At 57.7% G+C, this 18899-nt stretch carries 22 protein-coding genes; 17 read left to right on the top strand and 5 right to left on the bottom strand.

The window, feature by feature from the left end; translation table 11 throughout:
- Positions 1–51: 51 nt before the first annotated feature.
- Positions 52–279 (top strand): DUF1272 domain-containing protein, encoded by a 228-nt coding sequence (locus ACR809_RS15525; protein WP_004140530.1) that lies wholly within the window; start codon positions 52–54, stop codon positions 277–279.
- 20 nt (positions 280–299) lie between these two features.
- On the opposite strand, the gene ACR809_RS15530 is transcribed toward ACR809_RS15525, so the two are convergent.
- Entirely contained in the window at positions 300–485 is a 186-nt protein-coding gene (locus ACR809_RS15530; protein WP_023159860.1) for a hypothetical protein, read from the bottom strand.
- Between ACR809_RS15530 and ACR809_RS15535 the strand changes: the two genes are divergently transcribed.
- From ACR809_RS15535 to ACR809_RS15550, 4 genes are all read left to right on the top strand, one after another.
- On the top strand, positions 433–609 hold the full coding sequence (locus tag ACR809_RS15535) for a hypothetical protein (RefSeq protein ID WP_020805510.1): 177 nt from the start codon (positions 433–435) through the stop codon (positions 607–609). The two genes, ACR809_RS15530 and ACR809_RS15535, sit on opposite strands and share 53 nt — an antisense overlap.
- 119 nt (positions 610–728) lie before the next feature.
- Positions 729–1052: an antibiotic biosynthesis monooxygenase family protein gene (locus ACR809_RS15540; protein ID WP_004150797.1), complete on the top strand. Its 324-nt coding sequence runs from the start codon at positions 729–731 to the stop codon at positions 1050–1052.
- Positions 1045–1437 (top strand): amino acid-binding protein, encoded by a 393-nt coding sequence (locus ACR809_RS15545; RefSeq protein ID WP_019705570.1) that lies wholly within the window; start codon positions 1045–1047, stop codon positions 1435–1437. Before ACR809_RS15540 ends, ACR809_RS15545 begins: the two co-directional genes overlap by 8 nt.
- A complete protein-coding gene (locus ACR809_RS15550; RefSeq protein ID WP_020324087.1) occupies positions 1434–2147 on the top strand; it encodes an ArsR/SmtB family transcription factor in 714 nt (237 codons plus the stop codon). The genes ACR809_RS15545 and ACR809_RS15550 overlap by 4 nt, the downstream gene beginning before the upstream one ends.
- Before the next feature lie 272 nt (positions 2148–2419).
- Here ACR809_RS15550 and icd read toward each other — a convergent pair whose 3' ends face one another.
- Positions 2420–3670, bottom strand: a complete 1251-nt coding sequence (gene icd, locus ACR809_RS15555) for an NADP-dependent isocitrate dehydrogenase (RefSeq protein ID WP_004150800.1) — start codon at positions 3668–3670, stop codon at positions 2420–2422.
- A gap of 240 nt (positions 3671–3910) precedes the next feature.
- Here icd and rluE point away from each other — a divergent pair, with 240 nt between their 5' ends.
- The 5 genes from rluE to purB are packed head-to-tail and all read left to right on the top strand — an operon-like array spanning position 3911 to position 8269.
- Entirely contained in the window at positions 3911–4561 is a 651-nt protein-coding gene (gene rluE, locus ACR809_RS15560; protein ID WP_004150801.1) for a 23S rRNA pseudouridine(2457) synthase RluE, read from the top strand.
- Positions 4562–4577: 16 nt separating this feature from the next.
- The gene (locus ACR809_RS15565; protein ID WP_021313538.1) at positions 4578–5036 is read left to right on the top strand and encodes an NUDIX hydrolase; all 459 of its coding nucleotides are present in this window, start codon (positions 4578–4580) and stop codon (positions 5034–5036) included.
- 56 nt (positions 5037–5092) lie between these two features.
- Positions 5093–6199: a tRNA 2-thiouridine(34) synthase MnmA gene (mnmA, locus tag ACR809_RS15570; protein WP_004150803.1), complete on the top strand. Its 1107-nt coding sequence runs from the start codon at positions 5093–5095 to the stop codon at positions 6197–6199.
- Positions 6200–6253: 54 nt separating this feature from the next.
- The gene (gene hflD / locus ACR809_RS15575) at positions 6254–6895 is read left to right on the top strand and encodes a high frequency lysogenization protein HflD (protein ID WP_004140557.1); all 642 of its coding nucleotides are present in this window, start codon (positions 6254–6256) and stop codon (positions 6893–6895) included.
- A 3-nt stretch (positions 6896–6898) separates the two neighbouring features.
- On the top strand, positions 6899–8269 hold the full coding sequence (gene purB / locus ACR809_RS15580; protein WP_004176557.1) for an adenylosuccinate lyase: 1371 nt from the start codon (positions 6899–6901) through the stop codon (positions 8267–8269).
- Between the two features lie 54 nt (positions 8270–8323).
- On the opposite strand, the gene ACR809_RS15585 is transcribed toward purB, so the two are convergent.
- Together ACR809_RS15585 and ACR809_RS15590 are read right to left on the bottom strand one after the other, a co-directional pair.
- Positions 8324–8686 carry a cupin domain-containing protein gene (locus tag ACR809_RS15585; protein WP_060415566.1) on the bottom strand — a complete coding sequence of 121 codons (363 nt, stop codon included), beginning with the start codon at positions 8684–8686 and terminating at the stop codon, positions 8324–8326.
- A gap of 83 nt (positions 8687–8769) precedes the next feature.
- Positions 8770–9576 carry an AraC family transcriptional regulator gene (locus ACR809_RS15590; RefSeq protein ID WP_122051413.1) on the bottom strand — a complete coding sequence of 269 codons (807 nt, stop codon included), beginning with the start codon at positions 9574–9576 and terminating at the stop codon, positions 8770–8772.
- Between the two features lie 283 nt (positions 9577–9859).
- Between ACR809_RS15590 and phoP the strand changes: the two genes are divergently transcribed.
- From phoP to ACR809_RS15605, 3 genes are all read left to right on the top strand, one after another.
- Positions 9860–10531: a two-component system response regulator PhoP gene (phoP, locus tag ACR809_RS15595; protein ID WP_004150807.1), complete on the top strand. Its 672-nt coding sequence runs from the start codon at positions 9860–9862 to the stop codon at positions 10529–10531.
- A complete protein-coding gene (gene phoQ / locus ACR809_RS15600; RefSeq protein WP_004147969.1) occupies positions 10531–11997 on the top strand; it encodes a two-component system sensor histidine kinase PhoQ in 1467 nt (488 codons plus the stop codon). The genes phoP and phoQ overlap by 1 nt, the downstream gene beginning before the upstream one ends.
- Positions 11998–12082: 85 nt before the next feature.
- Entirely contained in the window at positions 12083–13204 is a 1122-nt protein-coding gene (locus ACR809_RS15605; protein WP_004176560.1) for a ribosomal protein uL16 3-hydroxylase, read from the top strand.
- A 376-nt stretch (positions 13205–13580) separates the two neighbouring features.
- Here ACR809_RS15605 and pepT read toward each other — a convergent pair whose 3' ends face one another.
- On the bottom strand, positions 13581–14813 hold the full coding sequence (gene pepT, locus ACR809_RS15610; RefSeq protein ID WP_004150810.1) for a peptidase T: 1233 nt from the start codon (positions 14811–14813) through the stop codon (positions 13581–13583).
- A 258-nt stretch (positions 14814–15071) separates the two neighbouring features.
- Here pepT and potA point away from each other — a divergent pair, with 258 nt between their 5' ends.
- Genes potA through potD form a run of 4 tightly spaced genes read left to right on the top strand, consistent with a single transcriptional unit; the run spans position 15072 to position 18874 of the window.
- Positions 15072–16208: a spermidine/putrescine ABC transporter ATP-binding protein PotA gene (gene potA / locus ACR809_RS15615; RefSeq protein ID WP_004147966.1), complete on the top strand. Its 1137-nt coding sequence runs from the start codon at positions 15072–15074 to the stop codon at positions 16206–16208.
- The gene (gene potB, locus ACR809_RS15620) at positions 16192–17049 is read left to right on the top strand and encodes a spermidine/putrescine ABC transporter permease PotB (RefSeq protein WP_004150812.1); all 858 of its coding nucleotides are present in this window, start codon (positions 16192–16194) and stop codon (positions 17047–17049) included. Before potA ends, potB begins: the two co-directional genes overlap by 17 nt.
- Positions 17046–17831 (top strand): spermidine/putrescine ABC transporter permease PotC, encoded by a 786-nt coding sequence (potC, locus tag ACR809_RS15625; protein ID WP_004150813.1) that lies wholly within the window; start codon positions 17046–17048, stop codon positions 17829–17831. Before potB ends, potC begins: the two co-directional genes overlap by 4 nt.
- Positions 17828–18874 (top strand): spermidine/putrescine ABC transporter substrate-binding protein PotD, encoded by a 1047-nt coding sequence (gene potD / locus ACR809_RS15630; protein ID WP_004213081.1) that lies wholly within the window; start codon positions 17828–17830, stop codon positions 18872–18874. Before potC ends, potD begins: the two co-directional genes overlap by 4 nt.
- The last annotated feature ends 25 nt before the right edge of the window (positions 18875–18899 follow it).

Here is an 18899-nt window from a genome sequence, read left to right on the forward strand (position 1 = left end):
CGTGCTTTGGCCCGCCGTCGCTGATATAGCCGTTCACCAGAGGAGAAGTTGATGCTCGAGTTACGTCCGAATTGCGAATGCTGTGATAAAGATCTGCCGCCAGACTCACCCGAGGCGTTTATCTGTTCATTCGAGTGCACCTTTTGCCGGGACTGCATGACGACGCGACTGAACGGACATTGCCCGAACTGCGGCGGCGAACTGGTGCGGCGCCCTGTGCGTCCCGAAGAGGCGCTGCGGCGCCACCCCGCCTCCACCCTGCGCCGCCATGCACAGTAGGCGAGACGCAGGTCTCCCGGCTAAGATAAAAATCCACGCCCGAGGAGAGCGCGGAGCCTGAAGGCGTGACCGGTGGCAGACAACGTGCTCTTTCGATTATCGCCCGGCGGCGCTTCGCTAGTCCGGGCGAGCGTTTCCGGGTTCATATTCTGCATGTCAGTAAAACGGCTTTCCCGCCCGTACTGCCCGTCGGCGATCGCTTTCATCGATAGCCGCAGCCGTCAGGGTTTATCCCCCCACATCGCGATTTCACTAAAACTCAGCCAGCCCTGTGCGCTCAGGCTGCCGTATCGCATGGCTGGCGTTCTTTTTTATTCACCATCGCAATAACGCCTGGGAGCATTTCCGTTGCAATCGTTGATCTCCTGCCAGGCATATTTCGCTGCACACCGAAGCTTCCTGCTCTGACCGTCAGTAGACTGCCGGGAAATTCACCACGGAGCAGACTTATGATTGCGGTACTTTTTGAGGCCGACGCCTTACCACAAGCACAGGAAAGATATCTTCAGCTGGCGGCCGGGCTGACGCCTTTGCTATCAGACACGCCGGGGTTTATTGCCATCGAGCGCTTTCAGAGCCTGAGTACGCCCGGCAAAATCCTCTCGTTATCCTGGTGGGAAGATGAAGCATCGGTGGCCAACTGGCAGCAAAATGAGCGGCATCTGGCTGCCCAGCGCGAAGGCAAAGCATCGATTTTTTCATATTACAGAATACGCGTCGCCCGCGTGTTCCGGGATTACGCATCGGATCGGGGAGCACAGTCAGATGTATGACATTCACGTGATTCTCAGCAACTCGCCGGGCTCGCTTGGCGCAATGGGTAAGGCGCTGGGTAACAACGGCGTGGGGCTCGAAGGCGGTGGCGTATTCACCACGCCTGATGCCGGACATGCGCATTTTCTGGTGGAAGACGGTGAGACAGCCCGCAGGGTGCTGACCGAGGCCGGCTTTACGGTCAGCAATGTATGCCGTCCTCTGATACGAAAGTTACCTCAGGAACGACCAGGGGAACTGGGAGACATCGCAGACACCCTGGCCCATAATGGTATTAATATTCTGGTACAGTACAGCGACCACCGTAACCGGCTCATTCTCCTTACCGATGATGACGCCCGGGCAGCGGAAGTGACCAAAAAATGGGCCATACTTTCTGAATGAATCTCCTGAAACCGCAGCAAGACAGTGAGCCAGAGGAGGCGCTGGAAACCGCTATGGCGATGGTGGCCTCCGCCCTCTCTGACTCGTCAAGGGTCAGTATTCTCTGCGCGCTGATGGACGGGCGCGCATGGACGGCAACCGAACTCAGTACGGTCGCCGAGGTGTCCGCCTCCACCACCAGCGGCCATCTTGCCCGGCTGCTCAGCAACGGACTGGTGGTGTGTCTCGCGCAGGGGCGCCACCGCTATTACCGCCTGGCGGGCTCGCATATTGCCGGGCTGCTGGAAAACCTGATGGGCGTCTCTATGCAAGCGCATAAGACGCTTCTCCCCAGCACGCCGGTTAATCTTCGCTACGCCCGGACCTGCTACGATCATCTGGCGGGCGAGCTGGCGGTCAATATTTATGAATTTATGCTGAGGGAAAAATGGCTGGCGGCAGATGGCCTGGCCCTGACGTCAGCCGGTAAAACCCAGCTTGAACGCCTTGGCGCAGTGTTTAACGCCCGCCCACGGCGTAAGCCCTGCTGCCCCTGTCTCGACTGGAGCGAAAGACGTTTTCATCTGGGCGGCGATGCCGGTTCGTCGCTAATGACGCTGTTCCTGCAAAAAGGATGGATAACGCGCGCGCCGGGATATCGGGAAGTACAAGTGACGGATAGCGGCAGAGCGGCGCTGTCCCGGCTGTTTAATCTGAAAGTGAGCGGATAGCCTGAGTTTAGGCTACAGCACATTTTCGCCGAACGGCCCCGGTTTAAGTCGGTCGGGCCCTCAGTATGACGCCTGGCGTGCAATCCGTTTTCATGCGAGCTCTTACGGCAAATGGATCTCTCCCTGTCATGAGGTATATAGCTTTGTTGAACGTTGCGCTGCGGGACATTCGCCATCGCCTAATGCTTCAAGCGTCCGGCAGATTAATTGCCTGAAGGCGAAAAAAAACGGGAGCCCATCGGCTCCCGCTTTTACTTAATCCACCAACGGGATTACATATTCGCGATAATCGCGTCGCCAAACTCTGAACATTTCAGCAGTTTAGCGCCTTCCATCAGACGTTCGAAGTCATAGGTCACGGTCTTGGCGGCGATAGCGCCTTCCATGCCTTTAACGATCAGGTCTGCGGCTTCGAACCACTGCATGTGGCGCAGCATCATCTCTGCGGACAGGATGATGGAGCCCGGGTTCACTTTGTCCTGGCCGGCATACTTCGGCGCAGTACCGTGAGTCGCTTCGAACAGCGCGCACTCGTCACCGATGTTGGCGCCCGGGGCGATACCGATACCGCCAACCTGCGCCGCCAGGGCGTCAGAGATATAGTCGCCGTTCAGGTTCATACAGGCGATAACGTCGTATTCCGCCGGACGCAGCAGGATCTGCTGCAGGAACGCATCGGCGATCACGTCTTTCACCACGATCTCTTTGCCGGTGTTCGGGTTCTTGATTTTCACCCAAGGACCGCCGTCGATCAGCTCGCCGCCGAACTCTTCGCGAGCCAGCTGGTAGCCCCAGTCTTTGAACGCGCCTTCGGTGAACTTCATGATGTTGCCTTTGTGCACCAGAGTGACAGAATCACGATCGTTGGTGATCGCGTATTCAATCGCGGCGCGCACCAGGCGTTTGGTGCCTTCTTCAGAGCACGGCTTGATGCCGATGCCGCAATGTTCCGGGAAGCGAATTTTCTTCACACCCATCTCATCGCGCAGGAATTTGATCACTTTGTCTGCTTCCGCAGAGTCGGCTTTCCACTCGATACCCGCATAGATATCTTCTGAGTTTTCACGGAAGATAACCATGTCGGTCAGTTCCGGGTGTTTAACCGGGCTCGGGGTGCCCTGGTAGTAACGTACCGGACGCAGGCAGACGTAGAGGTCCAGCTCCTGGCGCAGCGCCACGTTCAGAGAACGGATGCCGCCGCCGACTGGGGTGGTCAGAGGACCTTTGATAGCAACGCGGTAGTCACGAATCAGATCGAGGGTTTCAGCTGGCAGCCAGACGTCCTGGCCATAGACGTGGGTTGATTTCTCACCGGTGTAAACTTCCATCCAGGAAATTTTACGCTCGCCCTTATAGGCTTTCTCAACGGCGGCATCAACCACTTTCAGCATCGCTGGGGTAACGTCAACGCCGATACCGTCACCTTCAATGAACGGGATAATCGGATTGTGAGGGACGTTCAGTTTGCCGTTTTGCAGGGTGATTTTTTGACCTTCCGCCGGAACTACTACTTTGCTTTCCATTAACCTCTCCTTCGAGCGCTTCTGGTTCTGCTCTTCCCTCTTCACGCGAGCCTGGTGTTGGCTGAGTCGGCCAGCTTCGGCGTACCGGGTCTTCCCGCTAACCGGAGCTATCGCGTCCGTGTCGCCTTCCTGCCTGTAGTGCGAATCGGTTTGAGCAATTTTTTGTTAATAATTTGTAATGAGCATGTCAATACTACCTGAATGTTTGCGTCCATGAAAGGCATTCGTAATTAGGCTATAATGCGGCAATTGATAAAGCCTGAAAATACCATGCAGAAAACTTCATTTAGAAAACATCGCGTTGAGCGATTCAGCACACAACAAGTCACCAGACAACGTAAAGAACGCCAGCCAAAAACTGTGATCTTGTTCAATAAACCCTATGATGTGTTGCCGCAATTTACCGACGAGGCCGGGCGCAGCACGCTAAAAGATTTTATTCCGGTGGCGGGCGTCTACGCCGCAGGTCGGCTCGATCGCGACAGCGAAGGCCTGCTGGTGCTGACCAACGACGGCGCGCTGCAGGCGAAGCTTACCCAGCCGGGTAAGCGCACCGGCAAGATCTACTATGTTCAGGTGGAAGGCGAACCCACGCCCGAGGCGCTGACCGCCTTGCGCGACGGCGTAACCCTTAACGACGGCCCCACCCTGCCTGCCGGCGTAGAACTTGTCGAGGAGCCCGTCTGGCTGTGGCCGCGCAACCCGCCGATTCGTGAGCGCAAATCGATTCCCACCCGCTGGTTGAAAATCACGCTCTACGAGGGACGCAACCGCCAGGTGCGCCGGATGACCGCCCACGTCGGCTTCCCCACTCTGCGGCTGATCCGCTACGCCATGGGCGGCTATACCCTCGACGGACTGGCCAACGGCGACTGGCGCAAAGCCGAATAACTGAAAAGGAAAAGCGATGTTTAAACCTCATGTCACCGTTGCCTGCGTGGTTCACGCCCAGGATAAATTTCTCATCGTCGAAGAAACCATTAACGGCAAAGCGCTGTGGAACCAGCCGGCGGGCCATCTCGAGGCCAATGAAACGCTGCTGCAGGCCGCCGAACGTGAACTGTGGGAAGAGACCGGCATTCGCGCCACGCCGCAGCACTTCATCCGCATGCATCAGTGGCTGGCTCCCGATGACACCCCGTTTCTGCGCTTCCTGTTCGCCATCGAACTTAGCGATCTGTGCGCCACTGAACCGCACGACAGCGATATCGATCGCTGCCTGTGGCTCAGTGCTGAGGAAATTCTTAACGCGCCGAACCTGCGCTCGCCGCTGGTTGCCGAAAGCATTCGCTGCTACCTGCAGGACCCGCGGCAGCCGCTGTCGCTGATTGGCGCATTTAACTGGCCGTTCACAGGGGGTGAATGAACGGTGAGCGCGTGCTAGAATACGCCGCCTCGAAGTTCAATGTAGCGAGTATTTCCATGTCAGAAAGCCAGAAAAAAGTGATCGTCGGCATGTCCGGCGGCGTCGACTCCTCGGTCTCCGCGTACCTGCTGCTGCAGCAAGGGTATAAGGTGGAAGGCCTGTTCATGAAGAACTGGGAGGAAGACGACGGCGAGGAATACTGCACCGCCGCCGCCGACCTTGCCGATGCGCAAGCGGTCTGCGATAAGCTGGGCATTGAACTGCACACCGTTAACTTTGCCGCCGAATATTGGGACAACGTCTTTGAGCTCTTCCTGGAAGAGTACAAAGCCGGCCGCACGCCGAACCCGGATATTCTGTGCAATAAAGAGATCAAATTTAAAGCCTTCCTCGAGTTTGCCGCCGAAGACCTCGGCGCCGACTACATCGCCACCGGGCACTATGTGCGCCGCGCCGATGTCGACGGTAAAAGCCAGCTGCTGCGCGGACTCGACGGCAACAAAGATCAGAGCTACTTCCTCTACACCCTTAGCCACGAACAGATTGCCCAGAGCCTGTTCCCGGTGGGTGAACTGGAAAAACCGCAGGTGCGTAAGATCGCCGAAGAGCTGGATCTGATCACCGCGAAGAAAAAAGATTCCACCGGCATCTGCTTTATCGGCGAGCGTAAATTCCGCGATTTCCTTGGCCGCTATCTGCCGGCGCAGCCGGGCAAAATCCTCACCGTCGACGGCGAGGAGATCGGTACCCATCAGGGGCTGATGTACCACACCCTGGGCCAGCGTAAAGGGCTGGGTATCGGCGGCACCAAAGAGGGTAGCGAAGATCCATGGTACGTGGTCGATAAAGACGTTGAGAATAATATTCTTATCGTCGCCCAGGGCCATGACCACCCGCGCCTGATGTCCGTCGGTCTGATTGCCCAACAGCTGCACTGGGTAAACCGTGAACCGCTGCAGGGCACCCTGCGCTGCACGGTGAAAACCCGCTATCGCCAGACCGATATCCCCTGCACCGTTACCGCGCTGGATGAAGACCGTATCGAAGTCCGCTTCGATGAGCCGGTCGCGGCGGTGACCCCGGGCCAGTCCGCAGTGTTCTATTTAGGGGAAGTGTGCCTCGGCGGCGGAATTATTGAACAACGACTGCCTCTGCAGTCCTGAACGCGCGTTATTTCCGCCGGGACGAACCGCCCTGGCGGCTGACAAGGAGTATGTGTGGCGAAGAATTACTATGACATCACCCTGGCGCTGGCTGGCGTTTGCCAGGCGGCGCGACTGGTTCAGCAACTGGCGCATCAGGGACATTGCGACAGCGATGCCCTGCATGTGTCGCTGAACAGCATCATCGACCTCGATCCTGAGTCGACGCTGGCGGTGTTCGGTGGCAGTGAAGCCAATCTTCGCCTCGGTCTTGAAACGCTGCTCGGGGTGCTCAATACCAGCAGCCGTCAGGGCCTCAATGCGGAACTCACCCGCTATACCCTGAGCCTGATGGTGCTGGAGCGCAAGCTCGCCGCCAGTAAAGGGGCGATGGACACGCTCGGCAACCGCATCGCCGGCCTGCACCGTCAGCTGGAACACTTTGACCTGCAGTCCGAAACGCTGCTCAGCGCCATGGCGGGCATCTATGTCGATGTGATAAGCCCGCTGGGGCCGCGTATTCAGGTGACCGGCTCCCCTGCCGTGCTGCAAAGCCCGCAGGTGCAGGCGAAAGTTCGCTCAGCGCTGCTGGCGGGTATTCGCGCCGCGGTGCTCTGGCATCAGGTGGGCGGCGGACGTCTGCAGCTTATGTTTTCCCGTAATCGTCTGGTTAACCAGGCAAAGCAAATTCTTGCTCATTTAACCCCGGAGTTGTGATCTATGGAATTATCCTCACTGACCGCCGTTTCCCCTGTAGACGGCCGCTACGGCGATAAAGTCAGCGCGCTGCGCGGTATCTTCAGCGAATTCGGTTTGCTGAAATTCCGCGTTCAGGTGGAAGTACGTTGGCTGCAAAAACTGGCCGCCCACGCAGCGATCAAGGAAGTTCCTGCTTTTGCTGCCGACGCAAACGGTTTCCTTGATAAAATCGTCGCCGATTTCAGCGTTGAAGACGCGGAGCGCATCAAAACCATCGAGCGCACCACTAACCACGACGTGAAAGCGGTAGAGTATTTCCTGAAAGAGAAAGTCGCTGACGTCGCCGAGCTGCACGCGGTATCAGAGTTTATTCACTTCGCCTGTACGTCTGAAGACATCAATAACCTCTCCCACGCGCTGATGCTGAAAACCGCCCGCGACGAAGTGGTTCTGCCTTACTGGCGCAAACTGATTGACGCGGTAAAAGATCTGGCGACCCAGTACCGCGATGTGCCGCTGCTCTCCCGTACCCACGGCCAGCCGGCAACGCCGTCCACCATGGGTAAAGAGATGGCGAACGTCGCCTACCGTATGGAGCGGCAGTATCGTCAACTGAACCAGGTGGAAATCCTCGGTAAAATCAACGGCGCGGTGGGTAACTACAACGCCCACATCGCCGCCTACCCGGAAGTCGACTGGCATCAGTTCAGCGAAGAGTTCGTTACCTCGCTGGGTATTCAGTGGAACCCGTACACCACGCAGATCGAGCCGCATGACTATATCGCTGAGCTGTTTGACTGCATCGCGCGCTTCAACACCATTCTGATCGACTTCGATCGCGACGTGTGGGGCTACATCGCGCTCAACCACTTCAAACAGAAGACCATCGCCGGGGAAATCGGCTCCTCCACCATGCCGCACAAGGTGAACCCAATTGACTTCGAAAACTCCGAAGGCAACCTCGGCCTGGCCAATGCGGTCATGCAGCACCTGGCCAGCAAACTGCCGGTTTCCCGCTGGCAGCGCGACCTGACCGACTCCACCGTTCTGCGTAACCTCGGCGTGGGCATCGGCTATGCGCTGATCGCCTATCAGTCCACCCTCAAAGGGATCAGCAAGCTGGAGCTGAACCAGGATCGCCTGCTGGACGAACTGGATCACAACTGGGAAGTACTGGCTGAGCCGATCCAGACCGTGATGCGTCGTTACGGTATCGAAAAACCTTACGAGAAGCTGAAAGAGCTGACCCGCGGCAAACGCGTGGACGCGGAAGGGATGAAGCAGTTTATTGACAGCCTCGCCCTGCCGGAAGAGGAAAAAGTGCGTCTCAAAGCGATGACCCCGGCCAACTATATCGGTCGGGCAACCACCATGGTTGACGAGCTGAAGTAATCGCCCTGCCCCTCTTTCCGCCGGAAAGAGGGGCGTTTTATCGCCGGAAAGCGATCAGATCCAAACGTCGTTCACCGCCGTCCGCTCGCCGCCCTCGTGGCCGGTATTCAACACCCCGCGCGGCTCAATCAGCATCAGCTTCGCTTCCGTCTCCGCCGAGGTCTTATGTTCCACCCCGCGCGGCACGACGATCATCTCCCCGGCCTTCACCAGCACATGCCCGTCGCGGAAGTCCACGCGCAATACCCCCTCCACCACCATCAATGTCTCATCGGTTTCCGGGTGGCTGTGCCAGATAAAGTCGCCGGCGATGCGCACGACCTTGAACTGATAGTCGTTCATTTCAGCCACCACTTTGGGCTGCCATTGTTCGCTGAACAGGGAAAATTTCTGAGCAAGATTAACGAGTTGAACCATGGGCTGTCTCCTTGTGATAAAGGCAGTCAGCATAGTTCGCCTCGCCGCGGTCACGCTTGAACGATTGTGCAACCTGAACCGCGCTAGCCGCGGATCGCCCGCAGCCAGCGGCCCGGAGAGAGACCAAAGCGGCTGATAAACTGGCGCGTCATGTGGCTCTGATCGGCAAAGCCCGCGTCGGCGGCAATATCCACCAGACGTTCCCCGGCGCGCATCCGCTGGCGGCAAAAATCGAGCCGACGCATCATGACGTAACGCCACGGGCTGGTGCCGTACAGCGTTCTGAAATCCCGGCTCAGGCTCCAGCGGTCCCGGCCGCTGACCTGCGACAGGGTGTCGAGGGTCATATCCTGCATAAAACAGGCATGAATATACTCCCGGGCCCTCTCCGCCGCCTGATAATCAAACGCCTGGCGACGGGAACGTTGGCCGCCGACAACGGCCAGGGTCTGCGCCAGGTCGTACAGAGCATCCTCTTCCTCCAGCGGCTCGAAGGTATCCGTGACCGCTTTCAACAGCGGCTGCGCGGCGCGACGTAGCCGTGGATCCGCCGACAGGCCGTCGGGGATAAACGGTAGTGGCCTGTCGCCGAGTATCTTCTGGATCAGCGCCGGTTCGATATAGACCATGCGGTAGTGAAACCCCGCCTCGGTGCCCGCCTCGCCATCGTGTATTTCGTCCGGATGAAGCACCATCGTTCCGCCGGGCAGGCTGTGCTGGCGTCCGCCGCGATAGTGAAAGCTCTGCACGCCGGCGATCGTCTGGCCGATGGCGTAGGTATCATGCCGGTGCGGTTCGTAGCCGTGGCCGCCGAAGAAGGCTTCGATGCGTTCCGTCCGGCTGGGCGATTGCGCCAGCCTGACCCAGTCCGCGCTCTGCTGCTGAGACATAATGGATAACCTGCGACGTTCTTGAGGGGTGATTCCAGCACTATTACACAAAAAATTAACATCACCAACCCGCTCGCCGTTCGCATCCTGCCGCTGGGCGTTTACTGAAATTACGCATAGAATGAAGGAGTTCCATGCAGTATGCGCAAAGGGCGCCGCCGAATGCTGGCCAGCCCGGGGGCACCAGGGGCCCTTTTTATAAAAAGCTTTATTTAACAGCCGTTTATATTTTGCGTATATAATGAGCGTCAGACTACTATCGAAAATGCTAGGGAGAACAGCCATGCGCGTACTCGTGGTTGAGGATAATGCCCTGCTGCGTCACCACCTCAAAGTTCAGCTGCAGGAGCTGGGCCATCAGGTCGATGCGGCGGAAGATGCCAGGGAAGCGGATTACTATCTGGGCGAACATCTCCCGGATATCGCCATCGTCGATCTCGGCCTGCCGGATGAAGACGGTTTATCACTGATCCGCCGCTGGCGCAGCCACGACGTGTCGCTGCCGGTGCTGGTGCTGACCGCCCGCGAAGGATGGCAGGATAAGGTGGAAGTGCTGAGCGCCGGGGCGGATGATTACGTCACCAAGCCTTTCCATATTGAAGAGGTTGCCGCCCGCATGCAGGCGCTGCTGCGCCGTAACAGCGGTCTGGCCTCGCAGGTGATCTCCCTGCCGCCGTTCCAGGTCGACCTCTCCCGGCGCGAGCTGTCGGTGAATGACCAGCCGATCAAGCTGACCGCCTTTGAATACACCATTATGGAAACCCTGATCCGTAACCGCGGCAAAGTGGTCAGCAAAGATTCGCTGATGCTCCAGCTTTACCCGGATGCCGAACTGCGAGAAAGCCACACCATCGACGTGCTGATGGGTCGGCTGCGCAAGAAAATTCAGGCTGAATACCCACAGGACGTCATCACCACGGTGCGCGGCCAGGGCTATCTGTTCGAATTGCGCTGATGAAGGGACTGTTGCGGCATATCTTCCCGCTGTCATTACGGGTTCGCTTCCTGCTGGCGACCGCCGGGGTGGTGCTGGTGCTCTCCCTGGCCTACGGCATGGTGGCCCTGGTGGGCTATAGCGTTAGCTTCGATAAAACCACCTTTCGCCTGCTGCGCGGCGAGAGCAATCTCTTTTATATGCTGGCGAGATGGGAAAACGGCGCTATTGACGTCGATATCCCGGAAAACCTGAATATGGAAAGCCCGACGGTGACCCTTATCTACGATGAGCAGGGCAAACTGCTGTGGGCGCAGCGTGATGTTCCCTGGCTGGCGAAACGCATTCAACCGGAATGGCTGAAACGCAATGGCTTCCATGAGATTGAAGCCGATGTCGACAGCAGCAGTATGCTGTTGCGCAATAACCATGAGATTCAGGAACAGCTGGACGCTATCCGCGAACAGGGCGACGACTCTGAGATGACCCACTCGGTGGCGATCAACCTCTACCCGGCCACCAGCAAAATGCCTCAGCTCAGCATTGTGGTGGTCGACACCATTCCGGTGGAGCTCAAGCGCAGCTATATGGTGTGGAGCTGGTTTGTCTATGTGCTGGCCGCCAACCTGCTGCTGGTGATCCCCCTGCTGTGGGTCGCCGCCTGGTGGAGCCTGCGGCCCATTGAGTCGCTGGCCAAAGAGGTGCGCGAACTGGAGGAACATCACCGCGAAAAGCTCAATCCCAACACCACTCGCGAGCTGACCCGGCTGGTCAGCAACCTCAACCGCCTGGTTCGCAGCGAGCGCGAACGCTATGACAAATACCGCACTACCCTCACCGATCTCACTCACAGTCTGAAAACGCCGCTGGCGGTGATGCAGAGTACACTGCGCTCGCTGCGCGGCGAGAAGATCAGCGTCGACGAGGCGGAGCCGGTGATGCTGGAGCAGATAAGCCGCATCTCGCAGCAGATTGGTTATTACCTGCATCGCGCCAGCATGCGCAGCGGCGGCACCCTCTTGAGCCGGGAATTACACCCGATCGCCCCCCTGCTTGACAGCCTGACTTCCGCTCTCAACAAGGTCTATCAGCGCAAAGGGGTCAATATCTCGCTCGACATCTCGCCGGAGATCACTTTTGTCGGCGAGCAGAACGATTTTATGGAAGTGATGGGTAACGTTCTTGATAACGCCTGTAAGTATTGTCTGGAGTTCGTGGAAGTTTCCGTGCGCCAGACCACCGACAGCCATCTGCACATCCTGGTGGAAGACGATGGGCCGGGGATCCCGCAGAGCCAGCGCCGGGCCGTTTTCGACCGCGGCCAGCGGGCTGATACCCTGCGTCCCGGCCAGGGGGTAGGGCTCTCCGTTGCGCGTGAAATTGTCGAACAATATGATGGAGAGATCATCGCCGGTGAAAGCCTGCTCGGCGGCGCCTGCATGGAGGTGGTGTTTGGCCGCCAGCAGATGGAAGATAAACAGAGTTAATCGTTGAGATTTTTCACGGCGCCTGCATCGCCAGGGCGCCGCATCCGTTATAATCCCTGTCAGACACCTGCAGTGGAATATCAATATGGATTATCAATTAACGCTTAACTGGCCCGACTTTATCGAACGCTACTGGCAAAAACGGCCGGTGGTATTGAAGCGCGGCTTCGCCAATTTTATCGACCCCCTAAGCCCGGACGAACTGGCAGGACTGGCCATGGAGAGCGAGGTCGATAGCCGCCTTGTCAGCCATCAGGATGGAAAATGGCAGGTCAGTCACGGTCCTTTCGAAAGCTACGATCACCTGAGCGAAAACAACTGGTCCCTGCTGGTGCAGGCGGTTAACCACTGGCATGAACCGTCCGCAGCGCTGATGCATCCGTTCCGTGCCCTGCCGGACTGGCGTATCGACGACCTGATGATCTCCTTCTCGGTGCCGGGAGGCGGCGTCGGCCCGCATCTGGATCAGTATGATGTGTTTATCATTCAGGGCACCGGCCGTCGGCGCTGGCGCGTTGGGGAAAAGGTGCCGATGAAACAGCACTGCCCGCATCCGGACCTGCTACAGGTTGACCCCTTCGAGGCGATCATCGATGAAGAGATGGAGCCTGGCGATATTCTCTATATTCCGCCGGGATTCCCGCATGAGGGTTATTCGCTGGAAAACTCGCTTAACTATTCGGTCGGCTATCGCGCGCCGAATGCCCGCGAGCTGTTTAGCGGCTTTGCCGACTATGTCCTCCAGCGCGAACTGGGCAGCCAGCGCTACGCCGATCCGGACGTGCCGTCCCGCGACCATCCGGCGGATATTTTACCGACCGAACTCGACCGCCTGCGCGAGATGATGCTGGGTCTGATTAACCAACCGGAGCACTTTAAGCAGTGGTTCGGCGAGTTTATCACCCAGTCGCGTCATGAGCTCGACGTCGCGCCGCCGGAGCCGCCGTATCAGCCAGATGAGATTTACGATGCCCTGCAGCAGGGCGATACCCTGGAACGCCTGGGCGGCCTGCGGGTGCTGCGCATTGACGGCGAGGTATTCGTTAACGGCGAGAAGATCAACTCCCCGCACCGTCCGGCGCTGGACGCCTTAGCCACCCATCTGACGCTGCGCGCCGACCATTTTGGCGATGCGCTGGAAGATCCTTCTTTCCTCGCCATGCTGGCAGCGCTGGTCAACAGCGGCTATTGGTTCTTTGGCGACTGAGCCATCATCCTGCCCGGCGGCGCTGCGCTTGCCGGGCCTACGGGTTCTGCGGTCACCGGCTGGACCGTAGGCCGGATAAGACGAAGCCGCCATCCGGCATAAAGACAGGCACCCGCTCTGATGTTGAACGCCCGGCGGCGCTGCGCTTGCCGGGCCTACGGGTCCCACGGTCACCGGCTGGACCGTAGGCCGGATAAGGCGTTAGCCGCCATCCGGCATGAAGACAGGCACCCGCTCTGATGTTGAACGCCCGGCAGCGCTGCGCTTGCCGGGCCTACGGGTTCCGCGCTCACCGGCTGGACCGTAGGCCGGATAAGGCGAAGCCGCCATCCGGCATCTTGTCCGACACGCGGCCTTACCGGGCCGCCTGAGAAGATTAATGCCCTTTGCGTGCCGCCGTCAGCTCGGCGATACGCACGATCACCTGCACCGCTTTCTCCATTCCTTCCAGGGTGACAAACTCATGTTTGCCGTGATAGTTGTAGCCACCGGTAAACAGGTTTGGGCATGGCAGTCCCATAAATGACAGCTGCGCGCCGTCGGTGCCGCCGCGGATCGGCTTCATCTGCGGTTCAATATCGCAGTCCACCATCGCCTGGCGGGCAATATCGACCACGTGCGGATGGGCGATCACCTGCTCATGCATGTTGTAATAACTGTCCTCGATCACCAGCTCAATATAACAGTCCGGGTGCAGTCCCTTGCCGACCTTTTTGGCGATCTCCATCATCTTGCGCTTGCGCGCCTCGAAGTGCTTACGGTCAAAATCGCGGATGATGTAATGCATCTCGGCCCGATCGACGCTGCCTTTCATGCTGGTGAGGTGATAAAAACCTTCATAGCCTTCAGTGGTCTCCGGCGCTTCATCGGCCGGTACTTCGGCATGAATGCGCGCGGCCAGCGACAGCGCGTTGACCATCACCCCTTTCGCGGTGCCGGGGTGCACGTTATTACCGACAATTTTTATCGTCACCGAGGCGGCGTTGAAGTTTTCAAACTCCAGTTCGCCGACCCCGCCGCCGTCGACGGTATAGGCCCAGCGGGCGTCAAAGGCCTCGACGTCGAAATGCTTCGCCCCTTTACCCACCTCTTCATCAGGGGTGAAGGCCACGCGGATATCGCCATGAGGAATATTTTTCGCCTGCAGGGTCGCCAGCGCGGTCATAATTTCGGCAATGCCGGCTTTGTCGTCCGCCCCGAGCAGCGTTTTCCCGTCGGTGGTGATCAGCGTCTGTCCCAAAAGCTGATGCAGAACCGGGAACATCACCGGGGAGAGCACCTCATCGCCGATACCCAGCGCGATATCGCCGCCGCGATAGTTTTCAACAATCTGCGGATTAACGTTTTTACCACTGAAATCCGGGGAGGTGTCGACGTGGGAGATAAAACCGATGGCCGGGATATCGCCCTCAACGTTAGCGGGCAAAGTTCCCATTACCGTCCCTTTTTCACTCAGCGTTACCTTGACCAGTCCCATTTCTTCCAGCTGCGCCTGCAACAGGCGTAACAGCTTCCACTGCCCTTCCGTGCTGGGGACCTGACGAACGCCAGGCTTTGACTGCGTGTCCAAAGAAACGTACTGCAAAAAACGCTCAAGCAATTTATCCATGTAGCCACCCTCTTCTTTTGTGACAACATTATTCATAAGCCAGAAAAGACAAATATTGCGTCAGGTCATTTTTAGCCCGTAAAGCGAAATTTAATAACGGAACCGACGTTATGGTGTAAAGGTAGACTATGCGGGCGTATCAAGGATTGGCGATTACCCTCGTTTGCCGTAGAATGCTGGCCCTTATTAAAAACGTGCAACCCCAAAGGTGGTTAATCACAAACCCCGCAGCGGCCGGAAATTTGCCGTTGCGTCTACATGGGACAGAGTCAAAAATTGAATATACAACCGCGTTCGCGTTCGCCGCTGGTGCATCTGGCGGGAATTCGCAAGAGCTTTGATGGTAAAACGGTCATCGACAACCTTAACCTGACCATCAACAATGGTGAGTTTCTCACTCTGCTTGGCCCCTCTGGCTGCGGTAAAACCACCGTTCTGCGCCTTATTGCCGGCCTGGAAAACGTCGACAGCGGACGGATCCATCTCGAAGATCACGATATCACTCATGTTCCGGCGGAAAACCGCCACGTCAATACTGTATTCCAAAGCTACGCCCTGTTTCCGCATATGACGGTGTTCGAGAACGTCGCCTTTGGCCTGCGGATGCAGAAAACCCCGGCGGCGGAAATCACCCCACGGGTGATGGATGCCTTAAAAATGGTGCAGCTGGAGGCGTTTGCCCAGCGCAAACCGCACCAGCTCTCCGGCGGCCAGCAGCAGCGCGTGGCCATCGCCCGCGCGGTGGTCAACAAACCGCGTCTGCTGCTGCTCGATGAGTCTCTTTCGGCACTGGATTACAAGCTGCGCAAGCAGATGCAGAACGAACTGAAAGCGCTGCAGCGTAAGCTCGGGATCACCTTCGTCTTCGTCACCCACGATCAGGAAGAGGCTCTGACCATGTCCGATCGCATCGTGGTGATGCGTGATGGCAAAATCGAACAGGACGGCACCCCGCGAGAGATCTACGAAGAGCCGAAGAACCTGTTTGTCGCCAGCTTTATCGGCGAGATCAATATCTTTGACGCCACGGTAATTGAACGTCTCGACGAACAGCGCGTGCGCGCCCGCGTTGAAGGACGGGAATGCAACATCACCGTCAATTTTGCCGTGGAGGCCGGCCAGCGTCTGCATGTCCTGCTGCGCCCGGAAGATCTGCGCGTCGACGAGATCCACCATAACAGCGACGCCGATGGCCTGATCGGCTATGTCCGCGAGCGCAACTATAAAGGCATGACTCTGGAGTCGGTGGTGGAACTGGAGAACGGCAAAATGGTGATGGTCAGCGAGTTCTTTAACGAAGACGACCCGGATTTCGACCACTCTCTTGACCAGAAAATGTCTATCAATTGGGTGGAAAGCTGGGAGGTGGTGCTGGCCGATGAAGAACACCAGTAAATTCCAGAATGTGGTGATCGCCACTATCGTCGGTTGGCTGGTGCTGTTTGTCTTCCTGCCCAACCTGATGATCATCGCCACCAGCTTTTTGACCCGCGACGATGCCAACTTCGTCAAACTGGTCTTCACGCTGGATAACTATTCGCGGCTACTGGATCCGCTCTATTATGACGTTCTGCTGCATTCGCTAAACATGGCGCTGCTGGCGACCCTCGCCTGCCTGGCGCTGGGCTATCCGTTTGCGTGGTTCCTCGCCCGGCTGCCGCAGAAGGTACGGCCCCTGCTGCTGTTCCTGCTGATCGTCCCTTTTTGGACCAACTCGTTGATCCGCATCTACGGGCTGAAGATTTTCCTCAGCACTAAAGGTTACCTGAACGAGTTTCTGCTGTGGCTGGGGGTGATCGACACCCCGATACGCATTATGTTCACCCCCTCGGCGGTGATCATCGGCCTGGTGTACATCCTGCTGCCGTTTATGGTGATGCCGCTCTACTCCAGCATTGAGAAACTGGATCGCCCGCTGCTGGAAGCGGCGAAAGATCTCGGCGCCAGCAAGCTGCAGACCTTTATCCGCATTATCATCCCGCTGACCATGCCGGGGATCATCGCCGGCTGTCTGCTGGTGATGCTGCCGGCGATGGGGTTGTTCTACGTTTCCGACCTGATGGGCGGCGCCAAGAACCTGCTGATCGGCAACGTGATCAAAAGCCAGTTCCTCAATATCCGCGACTGGCCGTTCGGCGCGGCAACCAGCATTACCTTAACCCTGGTGATGGGCCTGATGCTGTTGATTTACTGGCGCGCGGCGCGCCTGCTGAATAAAAAGGTGGAGCTGGAATGATCGGTCGACTGCTGCGCGGCGGCTTTATGACCGCCATCTACGCGTATCTCTACATCCCTATTATTATTCTGATCGTTAACTCGTTTAACCGGTCGCGCTTCGGCATCAACTGGCAGGGGTTCACCACCGACTGGTATAGCCTGCTGATGAACAACGATAGCCTGCTGCAGGCCGCCCAGCACTCGCTGACCATGGCGGTGCTGTCGGCGACCTTCGCCACCCTTATCGGCTCGCTGACCGCCGTGGCGCTGTACCGTTACCGCTTTCGCGGCAAACCGTTTGTCAGCGGCATGCTGTTTGTGGTGATGATGTCGCCAGATATTGTGATGGCCATCTCTCTGCTGGTGCTGTTTATGCTGATCGGCGTCCAGCTTGGTTTCTGGTCGCTGCTGTTTTCGCATATCACCTTCTGCCTGCCGTTTGTGGTGGTCACCGTTTACTCCCGCCTGAAAGGCTTTGACGTGCGGATGCTGGAGGCGGCGAAAGATCTGGGCGCCAGCGAGATGACCATCCTGCGCAAAATTATCCTGCCGCTGGCCCTGCCGGCGGTAGCCGCTGGGTGGTTGCTGAGCTTCACCCTGTCGATGGATGACGTGGTAGTCTCCTCGTTCGTGACCGGTCCGGGGTATGAAATCCTGCCACTGAAGATCTATTCGATGGTCAAGGTTGGCGTTTCGCCAGAGGTGAACGCCCTGGCCACGATTTTGTTGGTTCTGTCGCTGGTGATGGTCATCGCCAGTCAGTTAATTGCACGTGATAAAACTCAGGGGACGTTAAAATGAAAAAATGGTCACGCCACCTGCTCGCAGCCGGCGCTCTGGCAATCGGCATGGGCGCTGCGCACGCGGACGATAGCAAAACGCTCTATTTCTATAACTGGACCGAGTATGTGCCGCCGGGCCTGCTGGAGCAGTTCACCAAAGAGACCGGCATCAAGGTTATCTATTCGACCTACGAGTCGAACGAAACCATGTACGCCAAGCTCAAAACCTATAAAGACGGCGCGTACGACCTGGTCGTCCCGTCGACCTACTTTGTCGACAAGATGCGCAAAGAAGGTATGCTGCAGAAGATCGATAAGAGCAAGCTGACTAACTTCAGCAACCTCGATCCGCAGATGCTGAATAAACCGTTCGATCCGAATAACGACTACTCCATCCCCTATATCTGGGGGGCGACGGCCATCGGCGTCAACAGCGAGGCGATTGACCCGAAAACTATCACCAGCTGGGCCGACCTGTGGAAGCCGGAATACAAAAGCAGCCTGCTGCTGACCGACGACGCGCGCGAAGTGTTCCAGATGGCGCTGCGTAAGCTGGGCTATTCCGGCAACACCACCGACCCGAAAGAGATTGAAGCCGCCTATAACGAGCTGAAAAAGCTGATGCCCAACGTCGCAGCGTTTAACTCTGATAACCCGGCGAACCCGTATATGGAAGGCGAAGTGAACCTCGGGATGGTATGGAACGGCTCGGCTTACGTCGCCCGCCAGGCAGGTACTCCGCTGGAAGTGATCTGGCCGAAAGAGGGCGGCATCTTCTGGATGGACAGCCTGTCGATCCCGGCGAACGCCAAAAACGTCGACGGCGCGCTGAAGCTGATTAACTTCCTGCTGCGCCCGGATGTCGCCAAACAGGTCGCTGAAACCATCGGTTATCCGACGCCGAACCTTGCGGCGCGCAAGATGCTCAGCCCGGCAGTGGCCAACGATAAATCGCTCTATCCGGACGCCGCAACCATTGAGAAAGGCGAATGGCAGAATGACGTCGGCAGCGCCAGCGCCATTTATGAAGAGTATTACCAGAAGCTGAAAGCGGGCCGTTAATCCCGCAGGGCGGAACTGCGGTTCC

This window comes from Klebsiella sp. CD33 (assembly GCF_051992865.1).
In the GTDB taxonomy this organism is placed as follows: Bacteria; Pseudomonadota; Gammaproteobacteria; order Enterobacterales; family Enterobacteriaceae; genus Klebsiella; species Klebsiella pneumoniae.

Excerpts from the sequence above, each read along its gene's own strand:
- ACR809_RS15525 (WP_004140530.1), top strand. The coding sequence starts at position 52 with ATGCTCGAGTTACGTCCGAATTGCGAATGCTGTGATAAAGATCTGCCG.
- ACR809_RS15535 (WP_020805510.1), top strand. The coding sequence starts at position 433 with ATGTCAGTAAAACGGCTTTCCCGCCCGTACTGCCCGTCGGCGATCGCT.
- ACR809_RS15530 (WP_023159860.1), bottom strand. The coding sequence starts at position 485 with ATGAAAGCGATCGCCGACGGGCAGTACGGGCGGGAAAGCCGTTTTACT.
- ACR809_RS15540 (WP_004150797.1), top strand. The coding sequence starts at position 729 with ATGATTGCGGTACTTTTTGAGGCCGACGCCTTACCACAAGCACAGGAA.
- ACR809_RS15545 (WP_019705570.1), top strand. The coding sequence starts at position 1,045 with ATGTATGACATTCACGTGATTCTCAGCAACTCGCCGGGCTCGCTTGGC.
- ACR809_RS15550 (WP_020324087.1), top strand. The coding sequence starts at position 1,434 with ATGAATCTCCTGAAACCGCAGCAAGACAGTGAGCCAGAGGAGGCGCTG.
- icd (WP_004150800.1), bottom strand. The coding sequence starts at position 3,670 with ATGGAAAGCAAAGTAGTAGTTCCGGCGGAAGGTCAAAAAATCACCCTG.
- rluE (WP_004150801.1), top strand. The coding sequence starts at position 3,911 with ATGCGGCAATTGATAAAGCCTGAAAATACCATGCAGAAAACTTCATTT.
- ACR809_RS15565 (WP_021313538.1), top strand. The coding sequence starts at position 4,578 with ATGTTTAAACCTCATGTCACCGTTGCCTGCGTGGTTCACGCCCAGGAT.
- mnmA (WP_004150803.1), top strand. The coding sequence starts at position 5,093 with ATGTCAGAAAGCCAGAAAAAAGTGATCGTCGGCATGTCCGGCGGCGTC.
- purB (WP_004176557.1), top strand. The coding sequence starts at position 6,899 with ATGGAATTATCCTCACTGACCGCCGTTTCCCCTGTAGACGGCCGCTAC.
- ACR809_RS15585 (WP_060415566.1), bottom strand. The coding sequence starts at position 8,686 with ATGGTTCAACTCGTTAATCTTGCTCAGAAATTTTCCCTGTTCAGCGAA.
- ACR809_RS15590 (WP_122051413.1), bottom strand. The coding sequence starts at position 9,576 with ATGTCTCAGCAGCAGAGCGCGGACTGGGTCAGGCTGGCGCAATCGCCC.
- phoP (WP_004150807.1), top strand. The coding sequence starts at position 9,860 with ATGCGCGTACTCGTGGTTGAGGATAATGCCCTGCTGCGTCACCACCTC.
- phoQ (WP_004147969.1), top strand. The coding sequence starts at position 10,531 with ATGAAGGGACTGTTGCGGCATATCTTCCCGCTGTCATTACGGGTTCGC.
- ACR809_RS15605 (WP_004176560.1), top strand. The coding sequence starts at position 12,083 with ATGGATTATCAATTAACGCTTAACTGGCCCGACTTTATCGAACGCTAC.
- pepT (WP_004150810.1), bottom strand. The coding sequence starts at position 14,813 with ATGGATAAATTGCTTGAGCGTTTTTTGCAGTACGTTTCTTTGGACACG.
- potA (WP_004147966.1), top strand. The coding sequence starts at position 15,072 with ATGGGACAGAGTCAAAAATTGAATATACAACCGCGTTCGCGTTCGCCG.
- potB (WP_004150812.1), top strand. The coding sequence starts at position 16,192 with ATGAAGAACACCAGTAAATTCCAGAATGTGGTGATCGCCACTATCGTC.
- potC (WP_004150813.1), top strand. The coding sequence starts at position 17,046 with ATGATCGGTCGACTGCTGCGCGGCGGCTTTATGACCGCCATCTACGCG.
- potD (WP_004213081.1), top strand. The coding sequence starts at position 17,828 with ATGAAAAAATGGTCACGCCACCTGCTCGCAGCCGGCGCTCTGGCAATC.